The sequence below is a fragment of the Pseudomonas sp. Eqa60 genome (genome assembly GCF_018326405.1).
Classification (GTDB): Bacteria; Pseudomonadota; Gammaproteobacteria; order Pseudomonadales; family Pseudomonadaceae; genus Aquipseudomonas; species Aquipseudomonas protegens.
The window spans coordinates 4,278,829-4,296,123 of the sequence record NZ_AP024342.1 but is presented as its reverse complement, the minus strand read 5'-3'; the positions used below and the strand labels follow the sequence as shown (position 1 = coordinate 4,296,123).

Here is a 17,295-nt window from a genome sequence, read left to right as displayed (position 1 = left end):
CATTTCTGCTCGCGCTCTGCTCTTTTGGGTTCCGTTTTGCCTGTCAGGCATCGAGGGGCTGCCAGTTCGACCCTGCTTGCCGAAATCAATTTTTCCTCGCCATGGGCCTTCAGGATGAAGGCTCCAGGGGCTTGTGCTCCTGCATTGCTAAGAGACTGACATGGACGTTCGCCACTTCACCTTCCTGGCCCAGCAACCCTCTGCTGTCCTGCAATCCCGTGATTCGTTCTGCGGCTTGTCCAAGCGCAGCCTGGCGTTCGTCCTGGCCAACATGATGTTCTGGCAGCCCGTGGTGGCGATGGCCGACGGCATCGTAGTCAACGGCAGCGGCACCAGCCTCGGCCAGGCGGGCAATGGCGTGCCCATCGTCAACATTGCCACGCCCAATGGCAGCGGCCTGTCGCACAACAAGTTCAGCGACTACAACGTCGGCCAGCAGGGCGTGATCCTCAACAACGCCACCGGCCGCACCCAGGAAACCCAACTGGGCGGAATCATTCTCGGCAACCCCAACCTGGGTGGCCGCGCGGCCAATATGATCCTCAACGAGGTCAACGGCGGCAGCCCCAGCCAGCTCAAGGGCTACACCGAAGTGGCCGGGCAAGCGGCCCATGTCATCGTCGCCAACCCCTATGGCGTGAGCTGCAACGGCTGCGGCTTCATCAACACCCCCAAGGCCACCCTGACCACCGGCAAGCCGGTGATCGAGAACGGCCAGGTCCAGCGTTACCAGGTGGACCAGGGCAGCGTCGCCATCGAGGGTGCGGGCCTCAACGCGAGCAATATCGACCAGTTCGAAATCATCACCCGCAGCGCCAAGATCAACGCCGAGATCCAGGCCCGGCACCTGGCGGTGATCGCCGGGGCCAACGACGTCGACGCCAAGACCTTGAACGCTACGGCCCGCACCGCCAACCCGGCGGATGCACCGCAACTGGCCATCGACTCATCAGCCCTGGGCGGCATGTACGCCGGGGCGATCAAGCTGGTGGGCACCGAGGCCGGAGTGGGGGTGAAGCTCGACGGCAAGCTGATCGCCAGTGGCGGTGATATCCAACTGGATGCCAACGGCCAGTTGCGCATGGCGGACGCCACTGCCGAGAAGGGCGCGGTGGCGATCAAGGCCGGCAGCCTGGAGGCCCAGGGCGCGGTCTACGCCGGCACCGATCTCAAGGTGCAAACCCGGGGCGACCTGAGCAGCCAGAAAACCCTCGCCGCCCGCGACAGCATCCAGCTGGACAGCGGTGGCCAACTGAGCAACCAGGGCATCATCGAAGCCGGGGTCAATGCCGACAACTCTCGCAACGCCAACGGCGATATCAGCCTCAACGCCCGGGATCTCGACAACCGCGGCAAGAGCATTGTCGCCAGCCGCGACCTGACCCTGAACATGGCCCAGACCCTGGACAACCGGGGCGGGACCCTCAGTGGCCAGCATCAGGTGAAGGTCAGCGCCGGCACTCTGGACAACCAGAACCAGGGCCGAGTCCTGAGCAGCGACAGCCTGGTGCTGCAGGCCACCCAGGTGCTGAACCACAACGCCCTGATCACCAGCGACGGCCAACTCAAGGCCGAGATCGGCCACCTGGGCAATCGCTACGGCGAGCTCAGCAGCCTGAGCCGGGTTCGCCTGCAACTGGCGGCGCTGGACAACGTCGCCGGGTTGGTGATGGCCGGTGAAACCCTGGATATCAACGCCAGCGGGGCCATCGACAACCGTGGCGGTGCCCTGGGGGCGGAGCGCTTGCTGAAGGTGCAGGCCGCATCCCTGGACAACAGCAAGGCCGGTAACCTGCGCAGCGAGGAGCGCCTGGAGGTCCAGGTCGCCGGGCGTCTCGACAACCAGGACAGGGGCTTGATTCAGGCTACCCAGGCCATGGAAGTACAGGCCGGGCAACTGGACAACCGCAAGGGCAGGATTTCCGGCAGCGACACCCTGGTGGTGCGCGGCGAGAGTGCGGACAACCGCGGTGGGGTGATACATGCCGATCAGGCCCTGGGCCTGCACAGTCGTGACGTGGATAACCGCGACAAGGGCCGCCTGGAAAGCCGGACTGCCGTCACCGTCGAAGGCAACCGCCTGGACAACAGCGGTGGCCTGCTCAGCGCCACTTCAACCCTGACGCTGAACAGCAGCGAGGTGCTCAACCACGCTGGCCGCATCGCCAGCAAAGGCGAACTCCATGCCCAGGTGGACAGCCTTGCCCAGCATGGCGGCGAGCTGGTGGCCGAAGGCGCTCTGCATCTGCAGGGCCAGTCCCTGGATAACCGGGACCAGGGCCTGGTGGCCTCCCTCAAGGCCCTGACCCTGGACGTCGTCGAGGTGGATAACCGTGGTGGTGCACTGTCGGGCCAGGGGGAAGTGCAGGTCAACGGCCAGGGTCTGAACAACAGTGATGGTGGCAAGGTCCTGGCGGACCAGCGCCTGCTGCTCCAGGTGGCCCGGGTCATCAACCAGAACCAGGGGCTGTTGTTCAGCAAGCAAGGGCTGACCCTGAGTGGCGACAGCCTGGACAACAGCGGCGGCCAGTTGGTGAGTCAGAAGCCGTTGCTGCTGACCCTGAGCGCAGCCCTGGACAACCAGCGTGGCCTGATCAGCGGCGAAGACCTGCTGACCCTCAAGGTCGGCAGCCTGGATAACCGCGGCGGCCGCCTGACCGGTGCCCGGGCCCTGAGCCTCGACAGCCGCGGGGCGCTGCTCAACCAGGGCGGCTCGATCGTCGCCGAGCAGGGGCTGACCCTGGACAGCACCAGCCTGAACAACAGCGACAAGGGCGTGATCAGCGCCAAGGCCGATGCCCGCCTGGGCACCGGCGCTTTCGACAACAGCCAGGGCGGCAGCCTGACCAGTGCCGGGCAGTTGACCCTGACCACTGCCCAACTGACCAACAACCAGGGCCGGATCGGCAGCGACCAGGCCCTCAATGCCAGCATCACTGGTCTGCAGCAGCAGGGCGGCGAGCTGTTCAGCAACGCCGACCTGACCTTGGACCTGAATCATGGCCTGCTGGACAACCAGGGCGGCAACCTGCACACCCCGGGGCAGTTGTTGTTGCGCAACCTCGACCGGGTGGACAACCGCAGCGGTGAAATCTCCGGGGCCAAGGCCTTCAGCCTCAACGCCCGGGAACTGGACAACGGTGCCGGCAAGCTCCTGAGCAATCAGGCCCTGACCCTGCGCATCGAGCAGGCCCTGGCCAACGTCAAGGGGCTGATCTCGGCTGCAGCCATCGACAGCCGCAGCGCCAGTCTGGACAACCGCGACGGCCAGTTGCACAGCCGTGGCGACAGCCAACTGCAGGTCAGCGGGCACGCCGACAACCAGGGCGCAATACTGCTGGCCGAAGGGCAGATGACCCTCAAGGCCGCCAGCCTGGACAACCGCCAGGAGGGGCTGGTGGGCGCCACCCGCGCCCTGGACCTGCAGGTCGGGCGACTGGATAACCGCGGCGGTGAAGTGTCGAGCCGGCAGATCGACCTGAGCGGCGAGCGCCTGGACAACAGCGACCAGGGCCGCCTGCTGGCCAGTGGTGACCTGACCCTGAAGGTGGCCCGGGTACTCAACCAGAACCTGGGCCTGATTTCCGCGGACCAGGGCCTGAGCCTCAGTGGCATCGGCCTGGACAACCGGGGCGGGCAACTGGTGGGGGCCCGGCGCCTGGACCTGGAACTGGGTGAAGACCTCGACAACCGCAAAGGCCGGATCAGCAGCGAAGGCCGCCTGGCGATCCAGGCCCGCAACCTGAACAACGACCGGGGCAGCCTGTCCAGTGGTGGTGCCTTGCAGGTCAGCGCCGGGCAGGCCCTGAGCAACCAGGGCGGCAAGTTGTTGAGCGACGCGGGCCTGACCCTGGCCAGTGCCCGGCTGGACAACCAGCAGCAGGGCATCATCAGCGCCAAGGGCCGGCTGTCACTCACTACCGGAGCGCTGGACAACAGCCAGGGCGGCAACCTCAACAGCGGTGATGAACTGAGCCTGAACGCTGCCCAGGTCAACAACGAGCAGGGCAGCATCGGCAGCGCCAAGGCCCTGACGGCCTCGGTCACCGGGTTGCAGCAGCAGGGCGGCAAGCTGTTCAGCAAGAGCCGCCTGAGCCTGGACCTGAACCACGGCACCCTGAACAACCAGGGCGGCCTGATCAATGCCCCCGGTGTGCTACTGCTGAGCAACCTCGGCGCGGTGGACAACCGTCAGGGGGAAATCTCCAGCCAGCAGGCTTTCGAACTGGCCGCCCGCAGCCTGGACAACAGCGCCGGGCAGTTGCTCAGCAACCAGGCCCTGACCTTGCGCATCGAGGGCGCGCTGACCGCGCTCAAGGGCAAGATCGCCGCCGCCGCGTTGCAGATCGATGCCGCTAGCCTGGACCACAGCGGCTCGCTGCTCAGCGACAGCGAACTGGACCTGCGGGTCACTGGCCCGTTGCGCAACCAGGGCCTGATCCAGGCCGCCGGGCCGCTGCAGATCAGCGCCAACGGCCTGGACAACCAGGGTGGGCGCCTGCTCGGCGGCACCCGTGTGGGCATCGACCTGGGGGCCCAAGGCTCGGACCTGGACAACCGCCAGGGCCTGATCAACACCCAGGGCGTGCTGAGCATTGCCGGGCTGCGGGACCTGCAGAACCAGGCCGGGGAAATCTCCAGCACCCAGGGCTTCAACCTGGCCGGGCGCAGCCTGGACAACAGTGGCGGCAAGCTGATCAGCCACCAGCAGCTTGGGGTCGAGGCCGTGAACCTGGGCAACCAGCAGGGCCTGATATCCGGCTGGCAGGGGCTCAAGGTTAGCGGCGGCAGCCTGGACAACCGCCAGCAAGGTACCTTGTCGAGCCTGCTGGGGGATCTGAATATCGACCTCAGCGGCGCCTTGCTCAACAGTGCGCAAGGCGGGCTGGCCAGCCAGGGTCAGCTGACCCTCAAGGCCGCGAGCCTGGACAACAGCGACAAGGGCATCGTCACCAGCAAGGGCGGGCAACAACTGGTCCTCGGCGGCGGTGGCTTGAACAATGCCCGGGGCGGGCTGATTGAAAGCAGCGCCAGCCTCGACATCGCGGCCGGCGACCTGGACAACCAGGGTGGCAGTCTCAACGCCGCGGGGGCGCTGAACTTCAGTGGCAACAATCTGGATAACCAGGGTGGCAATCTGCGCGGTGAAGGCGCGGTGACCCTCGATCTTCTGGGTGCCCTGGTCAACACCCAGGGCAAGCTGGCCGCCAGCGGCCCGCTGCTGCTCAAGCGTTCCAGCCGCATCGACAACCAGGACGGGCAGTTGGTCAGCCAGAACCTGATGACTCTGTTCAGCAATAGCCTGGACAACAGTAACCGCGGCACCCTGGCCGCCAACGGTGCGCTGCAGGTCAACGTCAGTGGCGAGGTGCGCAACCAGAATGACGGCCTGATCTACAGCCGCGACGCCGGCCTGAGCCTGAGCGCCGGCAGCCTGAACAATGCCAAGGGCGCGATCCAGAGCGCCAAGGCCCAGACCCTGGCAGCGACCGGGGGCATCGATAACCAGGGCGGCAAGCTGATTGCCGAGGATGGTGACCTGGACATTCAAGGCGCCAGCCTGGATAACCGCACGGGTGTGCTGTCCAGCCTCAAGGGCCTGTTCCAGGCCCGGATGTCGGGGCTGCTGAACAACCATGGCGGCCAGGCCGAGGCCCAGCGCCTGGATCTGCAAGCCCTGGCCGGTTTCGATAACGGCGCCGGGCGCATGGCGGCCAAGGGTGGCGACTTGCTGCTCAATGCCGGCAGCGCCGGGGTGGATAACAGCCACGGCGGCCTGTATGCCAGCGGGCGGGTCAAGGCCAGAGGCAATCAGCTCGACAACAGCACCGGGCAGATCAACGGCCAGCACATCGACCTGGATTTCAACGGTTCCCTGGTCAACCAGGGCGGCCTGATTGAAAGCCGCGAGAGCCTGGCGCTGCGCGGCGCCAGCCTGGACAACCAGGGCGGCAAACTGCGGGCCCTGGCCCCTGGCGGCAAGACCGACCTGCAGATCGGCGGGCTGTTCGACAACCGCAACGGCCTGCTGGAATCCGCCAACACCGACCTGACCCTGGCGGCGTCGGGTTTCCTCAATCAGGGTGGCAGCCTGCTGCACCTGGGCGAAGGCAACTTCGATATCGCCACCGGCAACGTGATCAATGCCGGCGGCAGCCTGGTCACCCGGGGCGGGCTGACGCTGACCGCCGACAGCTGGACCAACAGTAGCGTGATCCAGGCCGGGCGCCTGAACCTTGACGTCAACCACTTCAGCCAGACCGCCGCTGGCCAGTTGCTGGCCAGCCAGCACTTGCAGGCCCGGGGGGGCAACTGGAATAACGACGGGCTGCTGGCCAGCGATGGCAGCCTGGACCTGCAGATCGGCGGCACCTATTCCGGTAATGGCCGGGTATCCAGCCTGGGCACCCTTGGCTTTGGCGCGGCCCAGCTCAACCTTGGCGCCGCGGGCAGCATCGCCGGTGGCGGCGGTACCCAGGTCACGGTCGCCGGGCAACTGAACAACGCCGGGCGCCTGACCTCCAACGCCGGACTCTCGCTGAATGCCGGCGGCGTGCTCAACACCGGCACCCTGGGCGCCGCCCAGGGCCTGAATCTGGTCACCCCGACCCTGGTCAACGACCACGGTTTCGTATTCAGCGGCCAGAACGCCAGCCTCAACGTCAACACCCTGACCAACAGCTATGGCGAGTTCTACAGCCTTGGCGGCCTGACCGTGGCCGGCATGGCGGCAGGCACCTCGGCCCAAAACCTGAGAAACATCTCCGGCAACATCCAGAGCGGCGGCGATATCAATATCGCTGCACTGGATCTGGTCAACGACCGGGAAAAATACGAAGCCAGCCAGCAGATCACCGATGGCCGCATGACCATCCGCTGCGTCCAGCACTGCGGCGGTGGCGCCAGTTGGGTCCGGGGGCCGGTGTTTATCTACCGGACGGTGGAAGGCGTGGTGACCAGCGACTCGCCGCAGTCGACCCTGAACGCGGGGGGCAACCTGACGGTCAACAGCACCAGCTTCCTCAACCGCTACAGCACCGTGTCGGCAGGCAATGACCTGAGCATCACCAGCGGCACCATCACCAACCAGGCCTCCCTGGTGGCGTCCGGTTCTTCCGGCTATGAAGTCGGCGCCGGGGTCAAGATCAATCGCGGGCTGTTCTTCCAGCTGGCCCGTGACGTGCAGGCCTATGACCGGGCGCACCCGCAGGGCAGTGCCTTCAACCAGGAGGACTTCGCCGCCCTGGTGGCCAAGTTCAACCCGGGGATCTTCTATGGCATCGACCGGCCGGTAGAGACCTCGACCCTGAGCTCTTCGGCGGCGCCGGCCATCATCCAGGCCGGTGGCAAGGCCCGGCTCACGGCAGCCAACGACATCAGCAATATCAGCGTGGTCAAGAATGCCATCGCCGTGGGCGGTAGCACCCGCGACACGGCGGTGGGCGCCTCCAGCAAGCCGCTGATGGTAGTGCTCCACTCCCAGCTACCGCCGGATCTGGCGCAGCAGCAGGTCAACCCCCTGAGCCTGCCCAACTTCAGCCTGCCATCCGGGCAGAACGGCCTGTTCCGCCTGAGCGGCCAGGGCGGCGCAGCGCAGCCCTCGGCCCCGGCGCAGAGCTGGAGCATGGGCGGCGCCAGCCTGGAACTGAGCACTCGCCAGGCCGGTCCGGAGCCGGTCCAGCCCCGGGAACTGAGCAACCGGCCGCTGCCGCAAGTGGCCCTGGGCGCTCGCGACCTGAACCTGGTTGATCACCAGGCCACGGGCATCGATGGCCGCGCAGCGACGGTGCAGGTGAACGCCGTGGCCGGGGATTCGCCGGGGGGCGTGCTGCTGCCCACGGGCAGTGCTGGCAACCAGAGCGTCAACCGCGTCCAGGGCCTGCCGGACAGCAGTGTGCGCAGCAATCCGCACAAGTACCTGATCGAGACCAACCCGCTGCTCACCGACCTCAAGCAGTTCATGGGTTCGGACTATCTGCTGTCGAAACTGGGCTACGACCCGGACCAGAGCGCCAAGCGCCTGGGTGATGGTTTTTACGAGCAGCGCCTGATCCAGCAAGCGGTCACGGCCCGTACCGGCCAGCGTTTCCTCGATGGCCAGAATAGCGATGAGGGCATGTTCAAGTACCTGATGAACAACGCCATCGCCAGCAAGGATTCACTCAACCTGGCAGTGGGCGTGACCCTGACCTCCCAGCAGGTGGCGGCCCTGACCCACGACATCGTCTGGCTCGAAGAGCAGGAGGTGAACGGCGAGAAGGTGCTGGTGCCAGTGCTGTACCTGGCCAACGCCAACAACCGTCTGGCGCCCAATGGCGCGCTGGTCCAGGGCCGCGACGTGACCCTGATCGCCGGCAAGGACCTGGTCAACTCCGGGACCTTGCGCGCCAGTGAGAACCTCAGTGCCACGGCGGGGACTGACCTGATCAACGGTGGCCTGATCGAGGCGGGCAATCGCCTGAACCTGCTGGCCGGGGACAACGTGGTCAACCAGTCCGGCGGTATTATCGCCGGGCGTGACGTGACGGTCCGCGCCCTGGCCGGGGACGTGATCAACGAGCGCAGCATCACCACCTTCCAGAGCAACCCGGGCTCCACCACCCAGCGCCTGGACTACGCCGACAACGCCGGGCGGATCGAGGCCCGCAACGACCTGAATGTCGGTGCCGGTCGCGATATCAATAACATCGGCGGGGTGCTGAGCAGTGGCGGCGACACGACCCTGATCGCTGCGCGCGACGTCAACCTGGTATCGGCCCAGGAGCACGACAAGCTCACCCGTGACCGCTACCTCAACGAAAGCATCACCCAGCACGGTTCAAGCGTCAGCGTCGGAAGGGATCTGGCGGTCAGCGCCGGACGCGACCTGACGGCAGTCGCCAGCCAGATCGAGGCCAAGCGCAACATCGCCATGGATGCGGCGGGTGACCTGACCCTGGCCTCGGCGGCGGATGAGCAGCACAGCTACTCCAAGACCAAGAAGGTCACCCGCCAGGAAGACCATGTCAGCCAGGTCGGCACTTCGCTGACCGCCGGCGCCGATGTGGTCCTCAGTGCCGGCAAGGACCTGAGCCTGATCTCCAGCCGTATCAGCGCCGGCAACGAAGCCTACCTGGTGGCCGGTGACAACCTGGAGTTGCTGGCGGCCCAGGACAGCGACTACTCGCTGTACGACATGAAGAAGAAGGGCAGTTGGGGCCGCAAGAAGACCCGCCGTGACGAGGTGACCCAGGTCACCAACATCGGCAGCGAGATCACGACTGGCGGCGACCTGACCCTCAAGAGCGGCGGCGACCAGAAATACCAGGTGGCCAAGCTGGAAAGCGCCAAGGACCTGACCCTGGACAGTGGCGGCGCGATCACCTTCGAGGGGGTCAAGGACCTGCACGACGAAAGCCACACCAAGAGCAATAACAATGCCTTCTGGAATTCCTCCAAAGGCCGCGGCAACACCGATGAAACCCTGCGCCAGAGCAGCCTGGTGGCCGGCGGCAGCCTGACCATCAAGGCCGTGGAAGGCTTGAAGATCGACATCAAGCACATCGACCAGAAAAGCGTCAGCCAGGCCATCGACGCCATGGTCCAGGCCGACCCGCAACTGGCCTGGCTGAAACAGGCCGAGGCCCGGGGCGACGTCGACTGGCGCCAGGTCAAGGAGATCCACGAGTCCTTCAAGTACAACAACTCGGGCCTGGGCCCGGCAGCGCAGTTGATCATCGCCATCGCCCTGGCGGCGGTGATGGGGCCGATGATGGCCGGGATGAACACCATGCTCCAGGCAGTGGCGGTGAACGTCGCCACCAAGGCCACGGTCAGCACCATCGACAACCGCGGCAACCTGGGCAAGGTCCTCAAGGACGTGACCTCCAAGGAGAGCATCAAGGGCTACACAGTGGCCGCAGCCACCGCCGGAGTGGCCCAGGGGTTGAACTACAACCCGAGCGCCATGGGCCTGGATGCCAAGAGCCTGCAGACCGTGGCGGTCAAGGTCACGGCCGATGCCTTGATCAAGACCGCAGTCTATGGCGGCAGCTTCAAGGACAACCTGGCGGCTTCGGCAGCCGGAACTGCGGCCAGCATCGGCGGGGCGTATGGCGCCGGCAAGATCGGCGACCTGGGCCTGACCGAGGGCGGCCTGGCGAAAATCGCCCTGCATGCCGGGCTTGGCGGCCTGCTGTCTGAAGCCATGGGCGGTGATTTTCGCACCGGCGCCATCGCCGGTGGTGCCAACGAGTTGCTGGTGGGGGTGCTGGGGGACAAGCTGCTGCCGGACAACCTGATCCCCGGTTCGCCGGAGTACATCCAGGCCCAGGCCAACCTGATGGCCCTGTCGCAGATTGTCGGTGTACTCGGCGCGTCGGCGTCCGGTGGTGACATGAGCATCGCCTCGGCGGTGGCGGCCAATGGCACTCAGTACAACTACCTGACGCACCAGGCCTTCGATGAGGTGGGCAACTGCCTGTCGGGACGTACCTGCTCTACCGATGAGCAGAAGAAGGCTGCGGTGGCCAAGGCCGAGAAACTCAGCGAGTGGCTGGACTCGGAAATGCGCAGCCTCTGCGACAAGGCGCCGACCAGCGACAGTTGCCGCGCGGCGGTCAATGCCTCGATCAAGTACGTGGCCATGAAGGATGCCTGGAACATCATGAACAAGGATGTGACCCGTTCCTCGAAGAACACCTTCGACTATCTCTACAACACCGAAGGGGCTGCCGGGCGCCTGGTGACCTACTTGAACACCATCGACAACCGGGCCAATTTCTTTGGTGCCAGCCATGTCTACGAGCAGAACATGGGGATTGGTGCCAAGTGGTTCGGTGGGGCGGAAGAGGTGTCCAGGGCCGGTTGGACCGGCCTGGGAGCCGACGATAACCTCTCGTACATAACCTTTGGTGTCGGCCGGCTGATGGCGCCGGTCTATGACTGGCGCAAGGCAGCCGGGGATGCGCTGATCACCGGTGGCTTCGAGAACTTCAAGAACCTCTACAACAAGGCCACCAGCGATCCGGTCGCCTGGGACATCAAGCAGTTGAAAGGCGAACAGACTATCCTGCAGCCGATTCATGAGCAGTACATGGGCGACCGGAGTGCATTCACCTGGCTTTCCGGGCTGGTGACCGATACGTCGATCATGCCCGAGATAATGATCGGTGATCGAAAAGGAATGGATGGCGGCGTGGATATTCTGGATTACAAGTCCCGGGTGGAGTTTGGCTGCAAATTGCTGGGCTACTCCAAGAGCCAGGGCTGTGCGCCATGAGTGCGGCGGCTTACCCGCGATGCCGGGTGTTCATGGCGTTTTTCTTCTGCCCGCTGGTGTTGGGGCTGGTGTTCGGCGCCTTCAAGTTCGTCACGCTGCTGGCCCACCTGGCCAGCAACCCGCGATTGCTGGGGGAGGTGCGGGGGGGCGAGTTGCTGCTGATGCCGGTGCTTGCACCGCTGGTGGCCCAGGTGGCGTTTCTGCTGCCGTTCCTGGTCTTCGCCCTGGGGGTGACGCTGATGAAGGTCTACCACAGCCCGCGCGCCTGTGCGGTGCTGGCCCTGGTGGGCGCAAGCGTGGCCAGCCTATGGGCGCTGATCTTCATCGCCCTGGTGGTCCATGGCGTGAAGAAGGCACAGTTCGCCGACTACCAGGTGGAGATGCTGGTGCTATTCGTGGCTGCCTGCCTGACCTGCTGGCTGGCGGCGCGCCTTTTCCTGCCCGAGAGCAATGCTGGTCCAGGGGTTGCTGACTGACCCCTTGCTCCGGCTGCCGTTATTGACAGCCGGGGCTGGCGCCGCGAATTATCCAGCCCCTGGATAATTTCGATGGGCATTATTCATGAAGCTCAATGTGCAGCGCCTGGACCTCAACCTGTTGCGGGTGTTCGACGCCTTGATGCAGGAGCAGAACCTGTCCCGGGCCGCGGTACGCCTGAACCTCAGCCAACCGGCGGTGAGCAATGCCCTGGCGCGCCTGCGTCGGCACCTGGACGAGCCGCTGTTCATTCGCACCGCCCGCGGCATGCAACCCACCTCCCGGGCCCTGAGCCTGCATGTGGCCGTGCGCCAGGCCCTGCACCTGTTGCAGCAGGGCCTCGATCCTGCTGCGGCGTTCGAGCCGGCGGCGGCCCAGCAACTGTTCACCTTGTCGATGAACGATTACGCCCAGGCGCGCCTGCTGCCGGCTCTGTCCCGACGCCTGCAGCAGGTAGCGCCCGGGGTCCGGCTGGCGGTGCGCAGCGACAGCGCCGACGCCATCGCCGCCTGGCTCGGTGCCGGGATGCTCGACCTGGCGGTGGACTACCTGTATTTCGACAGCCCGGACCTGTGCTACCAGCCGCTGCTTGAGGAGCAACTGGTGGTGATCGGCCGTCACGACCATCCGGCCTTTGCCCCGGAACTGAGCCTGGAGGCCTACCAGGCTTGCCTGCACGTGGCGATTCCCGATCGGGGTGGGCGCGGCTCGCCCCTGGAAATCGTTCTCGGCTCGGCCAAGGTCCAGCGCCAGGTGCAGGTGTTCGTGCCCAACTACCTGAGCATTCCGCTGATCGTTGCCCAGTCCGACCTGCTGGGCACCGTGCCACGCTACCTGGCGGAGCATTTCTGCGCCTTGCTGCCGATCCGCATCGCCAGCCTGCCGCTGCTGGCGGCGCCGGTGCAGGTCAGCCTGATCTGGCATCGCCAGCAGCAACAGGCGCCGGGCCTGCAATGGTTGCGCAGGGAGATTGCGGCCATTGCCAGTGCTCCATAGTCGCCATGCACTCCGGGTAAACGGGGCGCTGCCCAGGAGGGGCCGGCCTCGGTCGACCAGCTCTGGCCCTGTAGTTTCTTGAGAAAATGCCAAGTCTCAGAAATTTCCTATTTCCATTGGCGAAGTGTCTTGAACTCAGTTGAGTTCAATTTGGCTAGCATGGTTTTTTATCCGGAGCCGCGGTGATGTCGACGCTGAGCGTACTGTTGTTGTGTTCGAACGCTTTTCGGGTTCGACATTTTTCAAGAATTCTCGCGTCTTGCGGTTTTGCTCGGGTACAAGTGATCAGCGATGACTGCGACGGCGCTCAGTTCCCGCCCGCCCTGGATGAACTGGACCTGGTGATCTGCGACTCGCTGCACTCCCTGAACGCCATCCCCTACCTGCGCAGGCTCTGCGAGCACCACGGCTTTTTCTCGATGATGGAATGCGAAGCGCTGCAAGCGCCGATCCGTTGGGGGCTGGCGAACTTTCGCGTGCGTTCCGGCAAGTACTGCGTCGGCAGTTACAGCGAGCTGGACACGCTGCAGATCAGCGCCTTGCTGCTCAAGGCGCTGGCCATCAAGCGTACGGTGAAAGGTCATGCACGTGACGATGCTCCAGGGGCGGCGGGAGCTGGTTGCGCCAACAACGACTGGGTGGCCGAACTGGATGTTTCCCAGGCCCTGGAACAGCGGCAGATCGTGGCTTTTTTCCAGCCCCAGGTCTGCATGAAGACCCGGCGCATCACCGGCGCCGAAGTCCTGGCCCGTTGGCAGCATCCTCACAAGGGGGTGCTGGGGCCGCAGTTCTTTCTCGACCTGTTCGACAGCCCGCAGGGCCATCGCCAATTGTTCGATTGCCTGTTGCAGCAGGGCCTGGCGTTGCAGCGGCAGTTGCAGGGCCACGCCAGCGGCGATGCCCTGATGTTCTCCTACAACATTGAGGCCAGCCAGCTGAGCGATCCGCAATTCGCCTTGCGGGTGTTGCAACAGATCGACGAGGCGCAGGTGCCCACACGCCAGGTGACCCTGGAGATCACCGAGCGCCAGGCTCTGGTCCTGAGCATGCAGTGCATCGAGAACATCAGTGTGCTGGTGCACAGTGGCGTGCGTCTGTCCCTGGATGATTTTGGCACCGGGCATTCCTCGATCATGCGCCTGGCGGACATTCCCTTTGGCCAGCTCAAGCTGGACTCCGGATTTGTCGCCAACGCTACGGGGGCCAAGGAAACCCGGATCATCGAGGCCATCGTGGGGATGGCCGGTGCGCTGAACCTGGAGCTGGTGGCCGAAGGCATCGAGACCGAAAAGCAACGTGCGCACCTGCAGCGCCTGGGTGTCGATGCGGCCCAGGGCTTTCTGTTTTACAAACCGATGAATGCGGCCGCCCTGATCCGGGTTCTGACGTTGAGCCGGCCGCCGCAGCGACAGCTCAGCCAGAGCTAGGATGCAGCGCGGTCACTGCGTCTTGAGCATCACATAGGCTTCACCGCCACGACGGTCGTGCATGAGGATGAAGGTCTGCCCGTTGAGGGTGATCTTGCTCGGTACGCTCTGGGCCACCGGGGTGCTGGAGAACTTGCCGGCCACGCTGAGAAATTGCTGGGTCAGCGAGCTGTCGTTCTGGGTCGGGGTGGTGATCGCGCATTCCTTGTTGGCCTGTATCTGCACGCCCAGGCTTTGGTCCTCGTTCATGCCCATCTTGGCGAAGCCGGCATCGGTCAGGTCACTGATGCCATGGTTGCGCGCGGCGGTCTCGGCGCCGGCGAAGGACGGCGCGGACTTCAGGCAGATATCGCGAAAGGCCAGGATGCCGGCGGAAGTGATGGTGGGCTCCGGGTTGATCTCCCGGGTCACGCTGGAGCAGGCGCCAAGCAGCGCCAGGGCGGTGAGGGTTGCGGCAAGTGGTGCGGTGCGGGGCAGAGTGCTCATGGAAATCCTTGGAAGCAGACGGCAAGGGGGCGGGGAGGGTTCTTGCCGAATGAGGCATCGGCGCCCTGGCAGGGTAGGCAGGGGCATCGTTCAGATCAATCTTTTGTGTGAAAACCGCGTGTTGAACGGTTCCGGGGCGCTGCGGCTGGCGCAGTAATTGCCTGCCTCATGGCTCAGTTCAACGATGGGGCCCGCGGCCATGCAATTACGAGCGTTGCGTTACTTCCACGAGGTGGCCCGGTGCGCCTCCCTGCGTCAGGCGGCGGAGCGCCTGTACGTGACCCCCACCGCAGTCAGCCGGCAGATCGAGCAACTGGAGCACTTCTTCGGCACCGCGCTGATCGAGCGCGGGCCCCGGGGCATTCGCCTGACCGTGGAGGGTGAATGCCTGGCCGAGCAGGTCACCTCCACCTTGCGCGGCTTCGACCAGGTGCGCGATGTGATCGCCAGCCGGCAGAGCCAGGTAGCGGGTAACGTCAGCATCCATGTGTCGGAAAGTATCGTTTCCAGCGTGCTGGCGCCGGTGCTGGCGGCGTTCAACCGGGCCCATCCGAAAGTCACCTTCAACATCGTCATCGCCAGTGCCGGCGCCACTCTGGATGCCCTGTGCAGCGGCGAGGCCGACCTGGGCCTGGCGTTCTACCTGCCGGAACGGGCCGAAGTGGAGGTGACCGCCCACTGCCAACTGTGGCACCGGGTACTGGTCAGCGCCGAGCACCCGTTTGCCCAGTGCCCGAGCATTCGCCTGCAGGATCTGGAGGGCCAGCCCCTGGCGATTCCCGACTCGGCCTACGGCGTGCGCCAGGCCCTGGAGGGCGCGGCGAAAAAGCGCGGAGTGAACATCCTTCCGGTATTCACCACCAGCTCCCTGGAGGTGCAGAAAAGCCTGGCCCGCCAACGTGCGGCAGTGCTGATCCTGCCCCAGGTGGATGCCGAGGCCCGGGACCTGGGGGATGGGCTGGTGGCCGTGCCGATCGACGACCAATACCTGGAGCGGATCCGGGTAGACCTGTGCGTGGTGCGCAACCGGCCCTTGTCGGTGGCGACCCTCAGGTGCCAGGAAATGCTTGTCCGGGCGATGCAACGCCATAGCCTGGCGTAGGAGCGGGCTTGCCCGCGAAAGCGTTTCCAAGAGCGCTGCACGGCTTACGGACCTCTTCGCCGGCAAGCCGGCTCCTACGGAGGAGGGGCGGTGGTCAGAACAGGTTGAACGGGAAATTCCCCACCAGGCGGAACTCGTCATAGCTGCCGTCGATCTGCCCGCCGCTGGCGCGGTGGTTGTAGACGATGGTGCGCAGCACCGCATCCTTGAGCCGCCCGGATTGCACCACATAGGCCAGCATCAGGCCGTTTTCGTTGTGCTTGGCGCCGTCCAGGCCGCGCACGTTGTAGCCGCGGTTGCGGCCATCGCGATCGCCGTCGTAGTGCGTGCCGTCGATGCCCCAGCCCTTGGCGTGCCACAGGCTGGCGCTCAGCCCCGGCACGCCGTAGGCGGCAAAATCCAGGTCATAGCGCAACTGCCAGGACTTTTCATTGGGGCCGTTGTAGTCCGAGTACAGGGAGTTGGCCATGTAGTTGCCGGTGGACTCCCAGATGTAGTCGAAGTACTCGTTGCCGAACACTTGCTGCCAGGCCAGGGTCAGGCTGTGGGCCTGATGGCTGCCAGTCAGCGCCAGACTGAAGGCGTCGTTATCGATGTAGCCCAGGCGCTGCTGGCCCTGGTCCCGGGTGTGGTAGTAGTTGAACGCGGTCTTCAGCGCCAGCCGGCTTTTGTCTCCGGCGCGGTGGGTCAGGCCCAGGTAGTACTGGTCCCACATGTTCTCGAAGCGCGAGGCATAAAGGCTGCCTTCCAGGCCCAGGCCGGGCTTGACCGTCGCCCCCAGGTAGCTGATGCGCTCGCCGCTGTAGGCGCGGTTGCCGAAGGTGGTGGTCAGGCGTTCGCTGCCGGTACCGGTGCGCGGGATGGCCCGGTCGAAGCTGCCGGCCTGCAGCGACAACCAGTCGGTTTCATGGCTGTACAGGCCCACGCCCTGGAAGCTGGAGGGCAGGGCGCGGTTGTCCTTGTAGCGCAGCACCGGGTTGTCGGTCATCAGGCGCCCGGCCTTGAGTTCGGTGTTGGACAGGCGCAGGCGGACATCGCCGATGCCCAGGCGGCTCCAGGTGGGCAGGGCATCGCCGTCACTGTCCACCAGCACTCGGTCGCCGCCGTTGGCCACCCGGCCGTGGCCGCGCTCCAGGTTCACTGCGCTGAACAGGCCGGCGTCCACCCCAATGCCGATCAGCCCTTGGGTATAGCCGGAGCTGTACTTGAGCATGCCGGTCTGTACCCAGGTTTCCCGCACCCGGGTGCGCTGGTTGCCGTCCGGTTTCTTGATCGTCAGGTAGGTGTCGCGTTGGGGGTGCTGGTTGGAGTAGTAATGGCGCAGGTTGAGGTCCAGGCTGCTGCCTTCGATAAAGCCCGGGGCCTGGGCCTGCTGGCTTGGGCGCGGGTTGTCCTGGGCCAGCAGGGGGCTGCTGGCGCTCATGGCCAGGAGGCAAAGTACGAGCTGTTTCATGTCGCTTCCCCACAAATCAAAGGCGTCGAACCTCCGCCCGACCGCGGTCATGCGCGGCCGGCAGGGTAGAGGAAGACGCGGTGCCGGAAAAGAG

Annotated in this window: 7 protein-coding genes; 5 read left to right on the top strand and 2 right to left on the bottom strand. The window is 65.2% G+C overall.

The features are described from left to right. Positions 1-160: 160 nt before the first annotated feature. The 4 genes from KI242_RS19280 to KI242_RS19265 all read left to right on the top strand — a co-directional run bounded on the left by KI242_RS19280 (position 161) and on the right by KI242_RS19265 (position 14,160). The gene (locus KI242_RS19280; protein WP_212805458.1) at positions 161-11,260 is read left to right on the top strand and encodes a filamentous hemagglutinin N-terminal domain-containing protein; all 11,100 of its coding nucleotides are present in this window, start codon (positions 161-163) and stop codon (positions 11,258-11,260) included. Continuing rightward, complete coding sequence (locus tag KI242_RS19275) at positions 11,257-11,736, top strand: hypothetical protein (protein WP_244868141.1); 480 nt, start codon at positions 11,257-11,259, stop codon at positions 11,734-11,736. The genes KI242_RS19280 and KI242_RS19275 overlap by 4 nt, the downstream gene beginning before the upstream one ends. A gap of 85 nt (positions 11,737-11,821) precedes the next feature. Next, positions 11,822-12,733: a LysR family transcriptional regulator gene (locus tag KI242_RS19270; protein WP_212805457.1), complete on the top strand. Its 912-nt coding sequence runs from the start codon at positions 11,822-11,824 to the stop codon at positions 12,731-12,733. 281 nt (positions 12,734-13,014) lie between these two features. Beyond that, positions 13,015-14,160: an EAL domain-containing protein gene (locus KI242_RS19265; protein WP_212805456.1), complete on the top strand. Its 1,146-nt coding sequence runs from the start codon at positions 13,015-13,017 to the stop codon at positions 14,158-14,160. 12 nt (positions 14,161-14,172) lie between these two features. Here KI242_RS19265 and KI242_RS19260 read toward each other — a convergent pair whose 3' ends face one another. Further along, on the bottom strand, positions 14,173-14,646 hold the full coding sequence (locus KI242_RS19260; RefSeq protein ID WP_015636104.1) for a hypothetical protein: 474 nt from the start codon (positions 14,644-14,646) through the stop codon (positions 14,173-14,175). A 199-nt stretch (positions 14,647-14,845) separates the two neighbouring features. Between KI242_RS19260 and KI242_RS19255 the strand changes: the two genes are divergently transcribed. Continuing rightward, a complete protein-coding gene (locus KI242_RS19255; RefSeq protein WP_015636103.1) occupies positions 14,846-15,748 on the top strand; it encodes a LysR family transcriptional regulator in 903 nt (300 codons plus the stop codon). A gap of 94 nt (positions 15,749-15,842) precedes the next feature. Here KI242_RS19255 and KI242_RS19250 read toward each other — a convergent pair whose 3' ends face one another. Further along, on the bottom strand, positions 15,843-17,201 hold the full coding sequence (locus KI242_RS19250; RefSeq protein WP_212805455.1) for an OprD family outer membrane porin: 1,359 nt from the start codon (positions 17,199-17,201) through the stop codon (positions 15,843-15,845). Between the last annotated feature and the right edge of the window lie 94 nt (positions 17,202-17,295).